The organism is Streptomyces bungoensis, assembly GCF_001514215.1.
GTDB lineage: Bacteria > Actinomycetota > Actinomycetes > Streptomycetales > Streptomycetaceae > Streptomyces > Streptomyces bungoensis.
Genome location: NZ_KQ948852.1, coordinates 214,354 through 229,038, shown reverse-complemented (window position 1 = coordinate 229,038; position 14,685 = coordinate 214,354). Strand labels below are relative to the sequence as shown.

At 75.8% G+C, this 14,685-nt stretch carries 13 protein-coding genes; 6 read left to right on the top strand and 7 right to left on the bottom strand.

Features of this window, described 5'->3' with window-relative positions; translation table 11 throughout:
• Window positions 1-4 precede the first annotated feature (4 nt).
• Together AQJ66_RS05295 and AQJ66_RS05290 are read left to right on the top strand one after the other, a co-directional pair.
• Window positions 5-1,396, top strand: coding sequence for a cryptochrome/photolyase family protein (locus tag AQJ66_RS05295; protein WP_061917275.1), 1,392 nt, complete (start codon window positions 5-7; stop codon window positions 1,394-1,396).
• On the top strand, window positions 1,393-2,901 hold the full coding sequence (locus AQJ66_RS05290) for a cryptochrome/photolyase family protein (protein ID WP_061917273.1): 1,509 nt from the start codon (window positions 1,393-1,395) through the stop codon (window positions 2,899-2,901). Before AQJ66_RS05295 ends, AQJ66_RS05290 begins: the two co-directional genes overlap by 4 nt.
• A 20-nt stretch (window positions 2,902-2,921) precedes the next feature.
• Here AQJ66_RS05290 and AQJ66_RS05285 read toward each other — a convergent pair whose 3' ends face one another.
• Window positions 2,922-4,043 (bottom strand): MerR family transcriptional regulator, encoded by a 1,122-nt coding sequence (locus AQJ66_RS05285; protein WP_061917270.1) that lies wholly within the window; start codon window positions 4,041-4,043, stop codon window positions 2,922-2,924.
• 224 nt (window positions 4,044-4,267) lie between these two features.
• Between AQJ66_RS05285 and AQJ66_RS05280 the strand changes: the two genes are divergently transcribed.
• A complete protein-coding gene (locus AQJ66_RS05280) occupies window positions 4,268-4,858 on the top strand; it encodes an RNA polymerase sigma factor (protein ID WP_061917267.1) in 591 nt (196 codons plus the stop codon).
• Window positions 4,859-5,001: 143 nt separating this feature from the next.
• Here AQJ66_RS05280 and AQJ66_RS05275 read toward each other — a convergent pair whose 3' ends face one another.
• A complete protein-coding gene (locus AQJ66_RS05275) occupies window positions 5,002-5,460 on the bottom strand; it encodes an SsgA family sporulation/cell division regulator (protein ID WP_061917264.1) in 459 nt (152 codons plus the stop codon).
• Between the two features lie 250 nt (window positions 5,461-5,710).
• Between AQJ66_RS05275 and AQJ66_RS05270 the strand changes: the two genes are divergently transcribed.
• A complete protein-coding gene (locus AQJ66_RS05270) occupies window positions 5,711-5,977 on the top strand; it encodes a WhiB family transcriptional regulator (protein WP_107118876.1) in 267 nt (88 codons plus the stop codon).
• A 15-nt stretch (window positions 5,978-5,992) separates the two neighbouring features.
• Here AQJ66_RS05270 and AQJ66_RS05265 read toward each other — a convergent pair whose 3' ends face one another.
• Window positions 5,993-6,334, bottom strand: a complete 342-nt coding sequence (locus AQJ66_RS05265) for a DUF3140 domain-containing protein (protein ID WP_061917261.1) — start codon at window positions 6,332-6,334, stop codon at window positions 5,993-5,995.
• A 251-nt stretch (window positions 6,335-6,585) separates the two neighbouring features.
• Between AQJ66_RS05265 and AQJ66_RS05260 the strand changes: the two genes are divergently transcribed.
• A complete protein-coding gene (locus AQJ66_RS05260; RefSeq protein WP_061917259.1) occupies window positions 6,586-8,367 on the top strand; it encodes a SpoIIE family protein phosphatase in 1,782 nt (593 codons plus the stop codon).
• Window positions 8,368-8,395: 28 nt separating this feature from the next.
• On the opposite strand, the gene AQJ66_RS05255 is transcribed toward AQJ66_RS05260, so the two are convergent.
• Genes AQJ66_RS05255 through AQJ66_RS05240 form a run of 4 tightly spaced genes read right to left on the bottom strand, consistent with a single transcriptional unit; the run spans window position 8,396 to window position 13,261 of the window.
• On the bottom strand, window positions 8,396-9,397 hold the full coding sequence (locus AQJ66_RS05255; RefSeq protein ID WP_244162750.1) for a Rieske (2Fe-2S) protein: 1,002 nt from the start codon (window positions 9,395-9,397) through the stop codon (window positions 8,396-8,398).
• Entirely contained in the window at window positions 9,394-10,434 is a 1,041-nt protein-coding gene (locus tag AQJ66_RS05250) for a phytoene/squalene synthase family protein (RefSeq protein ID WP_061917256.1), read from the bottom strand. The genes AQJ66_RS05255 and AQJ66_RS05250 overlap by 4 nt, the downstream gene beginning before the upstream one ends.
• Window positions 10,431-11,969, bottom strand: coding sequence for a phytoene desaturase family protein (gene crtI / locus AQJ66_RS05245; RefSeq protein WP_061917253.1), 1,539 nt, complete (start codon window positions 11,967-11,969; stop codon window positions 10,431-10,433). Before crtI ends, AQJ66_RS05250 begins: the two co-directional genes overlap by 4 nt.
• Entirely contained in the window at window positions 11,966-13,261 is a 1,296-nt protein-coding gene (locus AQJ66_RS05240) for a polyprenyl synthetase family protein (protein ID WP_061917252.1), read from the bottom strand. Before AQJ66_RS05240 ends, crtI begins: the two co-directional genes overlap by 4 nt.
• A 235-nt stretch (window positions 13,262-13,496) precedes the next feature.
• Between AQJ66_RS05240 and AQJ66_RS05235 the strand changes: the two genes are divergently transcribed.
• Window positions 13,497-14,684, top strand: coding sequence for a lycopene cyclase family protein (locus tag AQJ66_RS05235; protein ID WP_061917249.1), 1,188 nt, complete (start codon window positions 13,497-13,499; stop codon window positions 14,682-14,684).
• The last annotated feature ends 1 nt before the right edge of the window (window position 14,685 follow it).

The following is a 14,685-nucleotide window of genomic DNA, read 5'->3' as shown; positions in this document are numbered from 1 at the left end:
ACCCATGCACGTCTCGGTCGTCCTGTTCACCTCCGACCTGCGCCTGCACGACCACCCGCCGCTGCACGCCGCGCTGGACTCCGCCGACGCGGTCGTCCCGCTCTTCGTGCGCGACCGCGCCGTGGCGGCCGCCGGGTTCGACGCCCCCAACCGCAGCGCCTTCCTCGCCGACTGTCTGGCCGACCTCGACGCCTCGCTGCGCGAGCGCGGCGGGCGGCTCGTGGTCCGCTCGGGCGACCTGGTGGAGGAGGTGTGCCGCGCGGTGACCGAGGCGGACGCCGACGAGGTGCACATGTCCGCGGCGCACAGCGCCTTCGCCGCCCGGCGCGAGGAGCGGCTGCGCCGGGCCCTGGAGGCCGACGGGCGCCGCCTGTTCGTCCACGACACCGTCACCGTGGCCGTACCGCCCGGTGAGCTGACCCCCTCCACGTCGGACCACTTCGCCGTCTTCACCCCGTACTTCCGGCACTGGGCGGGGGCCCGCCTGCGGCCCGTCGTCGCCGCCCCGCGCCGGGTGCCGGTCCCCGAGCAGGTGAAGGGCGATCCGCTGCCCGGCCGCGCCGAGGTCGCCGGCGTCTCGCCGGCCCTGCCGCCCGGCGGGGAGAGCGCGGCCCGCCGGCGGGTGGCCGCCTACTGGCGGCGCGGTCTGGACGCCTACGACACCACCCGGGACGACCTCGCCGGCGACACAACCTCCCGGCTCTCCGCCCACCTGCACTTCGGCACCCTGTCGCCGGTGGAGCTGGTGCACCGGGCCCGCCGCCGGGGCGGGCCGGGCGCCGAGGCGCTGGTGCGGCAGCTCGCCTGGCGCGACTTCCACCGTCAGGTGCTCGCCGCCCGCCCCGCCGCCGCCCGGCTCGACTACCGCACCAAACGCGACCGCTGGCGCTCGGAACGCACCGCGGGGGCCGACATCCTGGCCTGGCGGGAGGGCCGCACCGGTTACCCGGTGATCGACGCGGCGATGCGGCAGCTGAGCCAGGAGGGCTGGATGCACAACCGCGCGCGGTTGCTGACCGCGAGCTTCCTCACCAAGACCCTCTACGTCGACTGGCGGATCGGTGCCGCCCACTTCCTGCACTGGCTGGTCGACGGTGACGTGCCCAACAACCAGCTCAACTGGCAGTGGATGGCGGGCGTCGGCACCGACACCCGGCCCAACCGGGTCCTCAACCCCGTCACCCAGGCCAAGCGGTACGACCCCGACGGCGTCTACGTCCGCCGCTGGGTGCCGGAACTCCGCGACGTCGACGCCCCGGCGGTGCACGAGCCGTGGAAGCTGCCCGGTCCGGCGCGTGCCGCGCTCCACTACCCGGAGCGCGTGGTGGAACTGGCCGAGGGACTGGACCGCTTCCGCCGGGCCCGTACCGGAACCGAGCGGGAGCCGCGTGGATGACGGACCGTCACTGGCTGTTCGGCGACCAGCTCGGCCCCCGCTTCCTCGCCCCGGGGGAGGACGACGGGCCGGCCGCGGACGCCCCGGTGGTCATGATCGAGGCCCGCTCGGTGTTCCGCAGGCGCCGCTACCACCGGGCCAAGGCCCACCTGGTGCTCTCCGCGATGCGCCACCGCGCCGCCGAACTCGGCGACCGCGTCCGCTACGTCCGGGCCGAGACCTACCGGCAGGGCCTGCGCGAGGCCGTCGGCGACGCGCCCGTGACGGTCCGTCACCCCACCTCCCGGGCCGCCCTGCGCCTGGTCCACTCCCTGGAGGGGGTGCGGGTGCTGCCCGCGCGCGGCTTCCTGCTGCCGCACGACGCGTTCCGCGCCTGGGCCGGCGGACGCGGCGGCGGACGGCTCCGGCAGGAGGACTTCTACCACTGGGTGCGCCGCGAACTGGACCTGCTCATGGACGGCGGCACCCCGGCCGGCGGACGCTGGAACCACGACCACGCCAACCGCGAACCGCCGCCCAGGGGCACGCGCACCCTCGGCGCCCCCAGGCCCTACCGGCCCCGCGAGGACGACATCGACGAGCAGGTCCGCGCCGACCTGGACCGCTGGGAGCGGGAGGAGGGGATCCGCTTCGTCGGCCGGGACGGGCCGCGCCGCTTCCCGGCGTCCCGCCGCGAGGCCCTGGCCGCGCTGCGGCGTTTCCTGGACCACCGGCTCGCCGGGTTCGGACCGCACGAGGACGCCATGCTGGCCGCCGACCCCGTGATGAGCCACAGCCTGCTGTCCTCCTCCCTCAACCTCGGCCTGCTCGACCCGGCCGAGGTGGTCACCGCCGCCGAGGACGCCTGGCGGGCCGGCCGGGCGCCCGTGCACAGCGTCGAGGGCTTCGTCCGGCAGATCGCGGGCTGGCGCGAGTACGTGTGGCAGCTCTACTGGTACTTCGGCGAGGACTACCGCCACCGCAACTCCCTGCGCCACCACGCGCCGCTGCCCGAGTGGTTCCTCGAACTCGACGCGGACGCCGTGACGGCCCGCTGCCTGTCCACCGTCCTCGCGCAGGTCCGCGACACCGGCTGGACCCATCACATCCCCCGGCTGATGGTGCTCGGCAGCCACGCCCTGCAACGCGGCTGGGACCCGGGCGCGGTGACCGACTGGTTCCACCGCTGCTTCGTCGACGGCTACGACTGGGTGATGCTGCCGAACGTCACCGGCATGTCCCAGTACGCCGACGGCGGCCTGATGACCACCAAGCCGTACACCTCGGGCGGCGCCTACATCCACCGTATGAGCGACCTGTGCGACGGGTGCGCGTACCGGCCCGGCGACCGCACCGGTGACCGGGCCTGCCCCTACACCACCGGCTACTGGTCCTTCGTCCACCGCCACCGCGCCGTTCTCGCCGGCAACAACCGCACCGCCCGCGCCGTGCAGGGCCTGGACCGGCTCGGCGACGTCGAGGAGGTGCTGCGCACCGACCGGCGGTGGGACGGGCAGCCGCCCTGACGCCGGTCGGCCCGCCCGGCTCAGTCCGCTCGCGGCCGGCGTCCGTCGCCGTCGTCGTAGAGACGGCGCAGGGTCTGCACCGCGTCGCGCAGCCCGGTGCAGCGGGGGAAGCCGGCGGAGGCCCGCCGGTCCCAGCCCGGCCCGGCGGGCAGCACCACCGGGCGCCTGCGCGCCCCCGCGGCGCCCCACTCGAGGCCGGCGACGTGCCGGGCCAGCGGCATCGACGCCGTGGAACGGGTCTGCGCCCACAGGACGACGGCCGCCGGGCCGATGCGCCGCACACACGCCAGCAGGGCCTCCGCCGGCACCGCGGCGCCCAGCGTCCGGGTCGGCACCCCGCACTCGCCCAGCGCGGCCGTCAGCGCCTCCAGGGCCAGCGAGTGCTGCTCGCCCGGCGTGCAGGCCAGCACCACCGGCGGGGCACCGGTGAGCGGCTCGGCCCGCGGCAGCAGCAGGGGCGCGCTGCGCAGGGTGGTGGAGATGTGCCAGGACAGCAGGTGCTCGACCTCCACGTAGCGGTCGCCGGAGGACTCCCACTTGCGGCCGACGGCGCGCAGTGTCGGCACCATCACCTCCTCCCACGCCACCAGCAGCCCGTGCTGCCGGACGCTCTGGGTGAGCCGCTGTTCCAGTTCCGGCGCGTCCAGCCGCACCGCTGCACGGGCCAGCCCCCGGCACTCCTGCCGGACGTCGCCGAGCGGAAGCCCGCTGCCCGCACCGCCGGGACGCGTCGTGGCCGCGGGCGGGAGACCGGCGGGGGCCGCGCCGGAGGCCGGTGCCGCGCCCGGCGCGCCGGGCGGTACGGCGACCGGCTCCGGGGCCGGCACGGCGGCCCGGGCCCCGGTGACGTCCGGGGCGGAGCGCAGCCGGGCCACCCGCGCCGCCTCGGCCGGCGAGGTGCCCGCCGCCGTCAGCCGGCACATCTCCTCCACCATCGCGATGTCCTGGGGGGCCCAGCGGCGGTGCCGTCCGTCCATGCGCACGGCCGGACCGAGTCCGTAACGGCGGTCCCAGGAGCGCAGCGTGGTCGGGGACACGCCGAGCCGGCGGGCGAGCGCACCGGTCGTCATCCCCGCGGCCGTCTCGTCCGGCGGGGCGCCGGGACCGGCGACACCGGTGGGACCGGCTCCGTGGTCGTTCATGGGCAACGCGGCCCCGCTTCCTTCCGTCGCGCCGGAAGCCGACGGCCGGGCGCGCCCTGTCGGTTCATTCCGATGCACTATCGATGCAAGTTGTCCCCATGGTCCACCGGCACGCAGTCTGAGGCAAGACCCAGGGTCCGTACCCGGCAAGCGTGGCCAGGACGGGTGCCGCACGCCCAGTGATGGCGTGGGGCGCCGCCGCGGTCACGTGAAGGAGGCTCGCCATGAACCTGCTCCCATCCGCTCCCGCTCCCACATCCACCCCCGCCCCCACCGCACTGCTCGACCGCCGCCGGCAGGACGCTCCCGACGACTGGACCCTGCTGCACCGGCAGTGGTCCGGCCTCGTCCACGGCCTGGCCAGGCAGGCGCTCGGGGACCCGCGTGAGGCGGAGGACGTGACCCAGCAGGTGTTCACCGCCGCCTGGCGCGGCCGCGACGGCTACGCCCCGGAGCGCGGCTCCTTCCCGGCGTGGCTGGTCGGCATCACCCGGCGCAAGGTGGCGGACGCCCTCGCCGCCCGCACCCGCCGCGCGCAACTGGCCACGGCGGCGGCCGGGGTGCTCACGCCCGTAGCGGAGCGAGCCGGCGGGGACCCGGAGGCCGCGCTCGACCGGCTGGTCGTGGGACGCGCCCTGGAGCGGCTCAGCGAGCCGCAGCGCCGGGTGCTGCGGCTCGCCTTCTACCAGGACCTGACCCAGACGCAGATCGCCCATGTCACGGGGTGGCCGCTCGGAACGGTCAAGAGCCACACCCGGCGGGGTCTGGACCGGTTGCGCCGCTCCCTGGAGGAGGAAGGGCTGGCGGCCGCCTGAGAGAGGTGGCCGCCGGAGAAACCTGCCGCCATTTTCGGTTCAGCAGTATTCGATGCACCATCGATGCGTTTCATATCGCTGAGTGGCCTGAGTGGCCTGAGTGGCCTGAGTGGCCTGAGTGGCCTGAGTGGCCTGGGTGGCCGTCACCCCCCTCGCACCAGCCGCCGCAGCATGTCGTCGACGCGGAGACGGGATGCCTCCTCCCCGGCCCGCACCGCCGCGTAGGTCCCCTCCAGCCAGTCGTGCAGTTCGGCGGCCGGCACGTAGAGCGCCGCGGCCGAGCGGCCGCCGTGCAGGAGTATGCGGGCCATCGTGGGGGAGTGGCAGCGGCAGGGCGGACGGACCCGCACGGCACCGTCGCCCGCCGGGGCGTGCAGACCGGCGTACAGCAGGTCACGCGAGAACACCCACGGCCGGGCGGGATCCGGGGCGTCGAGGAAGGCCATCCGTACGGCCAGCGGGTCGTCGCGGTCGTAGTCGAAACGCGTATGGAACGGCACCGCCTCGCCGTCCACGAGCACGAGGACGGTCAGGGTGAGGCGAGGGCACAGGTCACCCCGGGCGGGCCGGGTCTCGTTCCACGAGGTCACGGGGTCGCGCATCGTGCCTCCCAGGGAGAGCGCGGGAGTGGTGCGGCCACGGCGGCAGGGAGCCGGACGAAAAGAGCCGCACTCCAGCTTCCCCCCGGCGCCCGGGCTCGGATGCACCGGGTCGGCTGACCTGGACAAGGACTTGCGAGCCACCTAGCGTGAGTACACCTCTGCCGGGTGGACGACACACGAGACGCCGGACGGCTCGGTCGGCCCCACGGTCGCCCACGGCCGCCGGCCGGTCTGCCAGGTGGAGGACATCGTGAACTGGCGTGAGTCGGCGGCCTGCCGCTTCGAGGACCCCGAGCTCTTCTTCCCCGTCACCGAGGACGGGGCGTCCCTGGCGCAGATAGAACGGGCCAGGCGGATCTGCCACCGCTGCCCCGTCGAGCAGGAGTGCCGGTCCTGGGCGCTGCGGCGGGGCGAGGCCGACGGGGTGTGGGGAGGGCTGACCGCCCGCCAGCGCAAGTCGCTGTCCCCGGCCAGGACATCGGCGGAGCGCTCCCGGGGCGCCGGCGAAGCGGAATGACGCGTGCCGCCCGGGTCAGCTGCCGGCCGGCGGGTCGTGGCCCCGGTTCATCAGCGAGTGACGCCACCGGCTGTCGCCTACGTCCCGCGACGGCCGCTGCGCGAGGTGGCGGCGGATGTATCCGTTGACCTTGCGCATGTGCGCGTAGTCGGCGTCCGACAGGTCGCCCTTCTCCTTGCGCAGGATCTCGACGATCCGGCGCCCCGAGGCGTGACCGGTCGACTCGCCGCCGTCCCTGTGCTGACCCGCCTCCTGGGACTCGTCCGTCCCCAGCCACATCTCCAGCCGGGACGGCGTCATGTTCACCAGTTCGCGGAACGTCTCGTCCACCTCGCGCCGCTCGTCGTCGTCCGCCATCTCCCGCCCGTCCTTCCCGCGTCGGCCCGAGTGCGCTCGGCTCCTCCCACCCTGGTGAGACCCACCCGATCCGCACCCGGGCGGTCACGGTGGGTGGCCGGCGCGCCGGACGCACCGGCCACCCGGATCCCACCCGTGGCGTGACCTTCGCGGCACGGGGGCACGAGGAGGGTTGCATGCGGTCCGGTGAGGTAACCCGCCTCGGGTACCGCAGCGTGCGCGCGTGTCGGACCAGCCGAGGGAACCGGGTGATGTCAGAGCCGAAGCACAGGGAGAGACCGGGCTCGCCGCCCCCGCCCGGCGTCACGGCCGCACTCTCCGCGCAACTGGAGGCCATCGCGACCGGCGCCTACGTCGTGGACGCGCAGGGCCGCATCGTCGCCGCCAACAGCAGCGCCGAGGAACTGCTGGCGTGGCCGGCGGAACGCCTCCTCGGACAGGACGCCCACGACCTGCTGCACCGGGACCTGCACGGTCAGCCGATCGCCCGGACGCAGTGCGCCATGCGGCAGGCGTTCCTCGCCGGGCGCCCGGCCCAGTCGGGACTCGACTACTTCGCCCGCAGGGACGGCGCCCTGCTCCCGATCTCCTGGCAGATCGCCCCGTACGACACCGGTGACGAGCTCACCGGCACCCTCGTCCTGTTCCACGCCGCCGGCCAGGGCGTACCGGCCGGTCCGCCGGGGCAGCAGCGCTCCGGACAGCTGACGGAGCTGGCACGGCTGGCCCTGCTGGCCGAGACCACCACCCGGCTGACCTCCACCCTCGACGTCGACGAGGCGCTGCGCCGGCTGGTGCACCTGGTCGTCCCGCGGCTGGCGGACTGGGTCGTCATCGACCTGATCAGCGAGCGCGACGAGGTCTGGCGCACCGCGGTGGTCCACGCCGACGGCGAGGCCCTGTCCCACCTGGAGGAGTTGCAGGGGCCGATGCCGCCGATCCCGGAGGAGTCCCCGATGCCGCTGTCGCGGGCCCTGCGCGGTGTCGCGTCCACGGTCGCCGGACCGCAGACGTACCAGGTGGAACCGGATTCGGGCATCGCCGTCGAGCAGCGCCACCTGTTCGAGGCCACCGGCATGCACTCCGCCGTCATCGCGCCCATCCGCGGCACCCGCGCAGTGCTGGGGGCCCTGACCCTCGGGCGGTCGGACAACCCGGTGCCCTTCAGCACCGACGACCTGCCCCTGCTGGAGGACATCGCCCGCCGTGCCGGGCTGGCCCTGGACAACGCGCGCCTCTACCAGCGCCAGCGCACGGTCGCCGAGACCATGCAGAACCACCTGCTGCCCCAGATGCCGACGGTGCCGAACCTGCAGATGACCGTGCGCTACCTGCCCGCACCCCACGCCTCGCAGGTCGGCGGGGACTGGTACGACGCCTTCCCGCTGCCGGACGGCGCCACCGCCCTGGCCATCGGCGACGTCGTCGGGCACGACCTGGAGGCCGCCGCCGGGATGGCGCAGGTCCGCAACATGCTGCGCGCCTACGCCTGGTCCCGGTGGGACACCCCCGCCCGGGTCGTCGAGCGGCTGGACGCGGCCATCCACCACATCACCGAGGTCGCCATGGCGACCCTGCTGTTCGCCCGCCTCGAACGGCCGGAGGACGGCGAGTGGCAGCTGACCTGGACCAACGCCGGCCACCCCCCGCCCCTTCTGCTGAGCCGTGACGGCCTCACCGAGTACCTCGGCGGGGGCCACGGCGTCCTGCTGGGCACCGGCGCCGCGGCCACGCGGACCGACGCCACCGTGACCCTCCCGCCCGGCAGCACTCTGGTCATGTACACCGACGGACTGATCGAGGAGCCCGGCCACTCCCTGGACGAGGGCCTGGACCGGCTGCGCCGGCACGCCGCCGCGCTGGCCCACCGCCCCCTGGACTCCTTCATCGACCAGCTCCTGCACCGGGTCCGCCCCGCGGGCAACGACGACGACGTGGCCCTGCTCGCGCTGCGCACGCCGCTGCCCGGGGAGACCGTCCCCGACCGGGTGACCCGAGGCAACGGCGCCGGCAGGAGGCGGCGGACCCGGTGAGCGGGCGTCACCGGCCGCCGGGCGGCGCTCACCCGGGGTAGCGCCCCGTGGACATCAGCTCCCAGCGGCGTTCGGCATAGGCCAGGTCGTCGCGCCAGAGCCGGCCCGCCGCGGCCCGCATCAGGGGGCGCAGGAGCGGTGCGGCCCGGCGTGCGGCGGCGAAGCCGCGGCGGTCGGAGGCCGCCACCACGGCCTCGACGACCGCCGTGCGCGGCCTGCCGTGCGCGTCCGGGCCGAGCGGGGTGGCGTGCGTCTCGACCACGGAGCCCTCGCCCTCGCCCCGGGTGATGTGCATGACGACCGTGCGCGGCTCGGGAGCGGTGAACACGGCCCGCACCGGCACCACCAGCCGCCCCGCCACCTTGAAGGAGACGTCGACGGTGAACGCGTCCTCGCCGCCCTCCTCGCCGTCGTCCGGCGAGCCGACGACCGCCAGGTCGACGAACGAGTACGGATGGAACCACGCACCGTGCCACGGGTCCAGGCGATTGGCCACGACGTCCTCGGGCTCGCAGATCCCCGTGCCGACGTAGACGGCCGTCAGCGCACGCTCCGGCGCGGGGCGCACCGGCACGACCGGCGCGTCCAGCGGGAGCTCCCCACCGACCTCGTCGAGCCGCACCCACACCAGGACCCCGTCGTCGTGCGCCGGCAGCGGCCGCCAGCCCGCGTACGGGCCGCCCTCCAGGGCGAGGCCGTGCCAGTGGCACACCAGGGTGCCGCAGCGCACGGGGCTGTCCCGCAGCGGCGCCCCCAGGTGGGGGCAGATGCCGGGACCGGCCACGAGCCGGCCGTCGGCTCCGCGCCAGACGACCACCTCCTGCCCCGCGACGGTGCGCGCCAGCGGGCGGTCGGCGCGCAGATCACGGGTCGCGCCGACGACGTACCAGTTGCCCGAGGGACGCGCCTGAGCCCGCTTCAGCGCCTGAGCGATCACCGCGGGCTTCGCGTCGCGCCAGGTGGGCCGCTGACGGTCCCACGGCACCGGGCGGCGGCGCAGGGACAGCGGGATGTGGCGGCGCACGCTCACGCGACCTCCTCGGTGACGGGCCGGCCCGGTGCGACGGACGCGGCGGTGGATGCGGCGGTGGGCAGCGGGCGGGCCGGAACGGGCACCGGCCGCCCTGCCCGGTGACGGGCGCGCAGCCGTGCGGCGGCCACCCGGGTGAGCCCGTCCGCGGCGACCACGGCACGGTGCCGGCGCGGGACCACGGCCCGCCGGTGCAGCACCGCGTACCCGTCCCGGGCGACGGCGTCCAGGATGCCGCCGTACAGGACGAACGCGGTGCGGATGCAGGGCCGTGACACCGGGTCGAGCATCGCGAGCCCCGGTGCCGCCTCCCGGTACACGCCCCGGGTCAGCGCCTCGAACTCCCTGAACGCGGCGGTGATCCGCCGGTCCGGCCGGCCCGTGTCCCGGCTCCAGCGCAGCATCTCCCGGTCGACGCCGTGGCCGGCGAGCAGGTCCGCGGGCACGTAGACCCGGCCGCGGTCCAGGTCCTCGCCGACGTCCCGCAGGAAGTTGCTCAGCTGGAAGGCGACGCCCAGCGCGGCGGCGTGCGGCGCGGCCTCCTCGCGCGGCACCACCGTGCCCAGGACCGGCAGCATCTGCAACCCGATCACGGCGGCGGAGCCGTGCATGTAGCCGCGCAGGTCGGCGTAGGTCGGATAGTCGGTGACCGTGAGGTCGGCGCGCATCGCGGCCATGAAGTCGCGGAAGTGCGCGTGCTCGATGCCGTAGCGGCGCGCGGTGTCGGCGAGGGCCAGCACCACCGGTTCCCGGCTGCGGCCGTCGCGCAGTCCCGTCTCCAGGGCGTCCTGCAGGTCCGTCAGCGCCTCGACGCGCGCGCCGGAGCCGACCGCGGGGTCGAGGGAGTCGACGATGTCGTCGGCCCAGCGGGCGAACCCGTACAGGGCGTGCACGGCGGGCCTGCGCTCGACGGGCAGCAGCCGGGTGGCGAGGAAGTACGTCTTGCCGTGCCGGGCGTTGAGCGCGCGGCAGTGGCGGTAGGCCGCGCGCAGCGCCGGGTCGGCGATCCCCGCCGCGGCCAGTTCACGGTCGGTCATCCGGTGGTCTCCTTCACGGGCAGCGGTGCGCGCCCGCCGGCCGGGGCGCGGCCGGGCAGGCCGGTGACGCGCGCGGCGGCGAGCTTTCCCGACACGAGCACGGTCGGCACGCCCACACCGGGGGTGGTGCCGCAGCCGGCGAGGACGGCGTTCTCGGTGCCGCGCACCAGGTTGCGGGGCCGGAACGGCCCGGTCTGGGGGAAGGTGTGGGCCGCGGAGAAGGGCGTGCCGGCCGCGTGTCCCTGGGCGTGCCAGGCGGCCGGGGTGACGAGGCTCTCCTCCTCGATCGCGTCCTCGATGCCGTCCAGTCCGCGCCGCTCCAGCTCCCGCAGCAGCGTGTCCCGGTAGCGCGGGCCCAGTTCGCCCCACGCGGCGGCCGTCGGGCCGATGTCGGTGTTGGGGCAGGGCGCGAGGATGTAGTGCAGGTGGCGTCCCGGCGGAGCGAGTCCGGGGTCGGTGGCGGTGGGACGGGTGATCAGCAGCGACGGGTCGCTCATCAGCCGTCCCGTGCGGGTCAGTTCCTCGAACGTGCCGCGCCACGCCGCGCCGAACGACAGGGTGTGGTGGGCCAGGTGCGGCCAGGTGCGGTCCGTGCCCGCGTGCAGCACGACCGCGGACGGCGAGTGCCGCAGCCGCAGCGGACGCCGGGGCCGGCGGCCCAGGAGGCGGTAGGCGACCGGCAGGTCCGGGGTGAGGACGACCGCGTCGCAGGGGATGCGGTCCTGGTCGGTGACGACCGCGGTGACGCGTGCGCCGGACCGCTCCAGCCGGGTCACCCGCTGCCCGAAGCGCAGGTCGGCGCCCGCCTCGGCGGCGGCGTCCGCCATCGCCCGCGGCAGGGCGTGCATGCCGCCGCGCGGGAAGTACACCCCGGCGACGGTGTCCATGTAGGCGATGACGGCGTAGGCGGCCAGGGCCCGCTCCGGGGGCACGCCCGCGTAGAGCGCCTGGAAGGAGAAGACGCGGCGCAGCCGCTCGTCGTTCAGGAAGCGCCCGATCCGGGCGTCCAGCCGGCCGAAGCCGCCGAGCGCCGCCAGCCGGGCCAGGTCGGCGCCCAGCAGACCGAGGGGCGAGTCGAAGTTGGCGTCGATGAAGCTGCGCATCTGCGCCCGGTAGAGCCGCTCCAGCCAGGCACGCAGCCGCAGGTACCCGGCCGCCTCACCCGCTCCGGCGAAGCGTTCCACCTCCGCGGCCATGGCGTCCGCCCCGGTGTGCACGTCGAGGCTGGTGCCGTCCGCGAAGCCGGCCCGGTAGGCCGGGTGCAGGGGGATCAGCTCGACGCGCCGGTACAGGCTGTCGCCGACGGCCGCGAACGCCTCGTCGGCCAGGTCCGGCATGGTCAGCACGGTGGGGCCGGTGTCCATGCGGTAGCCGCCGAGCTCCAGGCGTCCGGCCCGGCCGCCGGGCAGCGCGTCCCGTTCCACGACGGTGACCCGGCGTCCGGCGCCCAGCAGGTGCAGGGCGGCGGCCAGTCCGGCGAGTCCGGCTCCCACGACCACGACGTGGTCGGTCCGGCCGGGCAGCGTACGCGTCATCGCCGCGCCCCCCGGACACCCGGAACGTCCGGCGCCGCGGCGGAACCGGTGCCGCCGTCGGCCGCGGAGCGCAGCAGCCGGCGCAGCCGTCCGCCGCCCTCCGGGTCGAGCAGCGCGCCGTCGAAGTGGCGCAGCCCCTGCGCCACCAGGCGGCTGATCTTCGTCTCGACCACGGCCCGCGCGCCGGTCGACTCGAGCACCGCCCGCACCTCCTCCAGGCCGGCCGGCGGCAGCGCGGCATCCCCGAGCGACCGGTCCAGCACGGCCAGGGCGCGGTGGTCGCCGGCGGCGGCGGCCCGGGCCCGCGCCAGGGCCACGACGTACGTGGGCTTGCCCTCCCGGATGTCCGAACCCGAGCTCTTGCCGGTCAGGCCCGGGTCGCCGAAGACGTCGTCCAGGTCGTCGCGCAGCTGGAAGGCCATGCCGACACAACGGCCCGCCGAGCACAGGGCCCGCAGCGTGGTGCCGTCGGCGCCGGCCAGGACGGCCCCCAGCGCCAGCGGCCGCTCGACGGAGTACAGAGCGCTCTTCAGGCACGCGGTGCGCAGGACGCGCGGCAGCGAGTGCGACGCCGTGACCTGGCCCTGCACGTCCAGGTACTGACCCGCCACCATCTCGGTGCGCATGTCGCTCCACAGCCGCCGCACCTCGCGCGCCGTCGCCGGGTCCAGGAGTGTCTCGGCGACGAGGTCGTCCGCCCAGACGAGCGCCAGGTCGCCGGCCAGGATGCCGGCGGCGTCCCCGAACCGCCCGGCGCGCTCGGTGGACGCGGCCGTGGCGTACCGGGCGCGCAGGTCGGTGTGGAGCGCGGGCCGGCCGCGCCGCAGCACGGAGCCGTCCATGACGTCGTCGTGGACCAGGGCACAGGTCTGCAGCAGTTCGAGGGCCGCGCCGATCCGCAGGGCCGCCGAGACGGTCGCCGGGTCGGCGCCGCCGCAGGCGCGCAGGGACCACCACAGCAGCTGGGGCCTGATCCGCTTGCCTCCGGCGCGGGTGAAGCCGGCGACGCGTCCCGCCAGGTCTTCGGCGAACAGCTCGTCCATCTCCCGCGCACGGGCGAGGCGTTCGTCCAGGACGCGGTCGAGGACCCGTCCGACGGCGGCGGGCACGTCGGCGTCGACGAGGTGCGCGTCCTCGGCGCCGGCCGGGTCCACGGCTCCCGCCTCCTCCGGGCGGCCGTCGTCCGGTGCCCCGTCCGGGTGCGTCCGGACGGGCGATCCCGGCACGGGCAGCAGGCGCGGGACGGGCGGCGGCGCGGCGCCGTGGTGTTCCTTCGCCTGTGTGGGGCTCATCCCAGTTCCTCTCGTCGTCAACGCACTTCGCTCCGTCACCACCTGCTTCGGCGCGGAGGCCGGACACGGATGCGGCACCACCCGACGGGCGGGACTGCCGCAGCGGGATGTCTTTTCCCCGGTCGTCCACCGAAGGACGGCCGGCTGCCGCAGACGAGTGACCCGCATCCGTTCGGGCACACGGGCGGGAATACGGCAGGCGAGGCGAGCGGGGCACAGCCAGGAGGAGGCCGCGGTGCTGCAGGCGGAGGTGGCGGTGGTGGGGGCGGGAGCGGCGGGACTCTCCCTGGCCCACCGGCTGTCCGGGCGGGTGCCGGGCCTGCGGACGCCGTCCGTGGTCCTGGTGGGCGCACCGCCCGGCCCCCTGAGCGCGCCGCGCCGCACCTGGTGCTTCTGGGAGCCGGAGGGCGGCCGGTTCGACGCCGCGGTGACGGCCCGCTGGCGGCGGCTCAGGGTCCGCCCGCCCACGGGCGACTCCCTGGAGGGCGACCTCGGGCCGCTGCGGTACAAGATGATCCGGTCCGACGACTTCGAGCGCCTGGTCGGCCGGGACCTGGCGGGCAGCCCCAACGTGCGCCGCCTGGAGGCCGCCGTCGACACGGTGGAGGACGTCGCCGGCGGTGCCCGCGTCCACCTGAAGGAGGCCGACGGCACCCGCCGTGTCCTGCACGCCCGCTGGGTCTTCGACTCCCGCCCCCTGGGCAGCCTGCCGGCCGCGCGCACCACCCTGCTCCAGCACTTCCACGGCTGGTTCGTGCGCACGTCCCGGCCGGTCTTCGACACGCGCGTCGCGGACCTGATGGACTTCCGCACCCCGCAGCCCGCCGACGGGCTCTCCTTCGGCTACGTACTGCCCACCGGACCCCGCGAAGCCCTCGTGGAGTACACCGAGTTCTCCCCGCGCACCCTGACACCGGAGGGCTACGAGGCGGCCGTACGCCACTACGCCGACGACGTGCTGCGCCTCGGCGACCGGCGGATCCTCGCCACGGAGACCGGGGTCATCCCCATGACGGACGCCCCGATGGCCCGCCGGGCCGGGGCCTCGGTCTTCCGGATCGGCGCCGCCGGCGGCGCCACCCGGCCCGCCACCGGCTACACCTTCGCGGGCCTCCAGCGCCAGACGCGCGCCGTCGCGGCCGCGCTGCGCCGGGGGCGCCCGCCGGTGCCGCCGCCCGCCCACTCCGCCCGCTCCCGCGCCATGGACGCCGTGCTGCTGCGCGCCCTGGCCAGCGGCCGGGTCGACGGCCCCGCCCTGTTCGGCCGGCTCTTCGCCCAGGTCCCCATGGACCGGCTGCTGCGCTTCCTCGACGGCGACACCCGGCTGCACGAGGACCTCGCCATCGGCCTGCGCACCCCGGTCGCACCGATGCTGCGATCGGCGCTGGAACTGCCGACCCTGCCCCGCCGCCCCTTCGACTGAC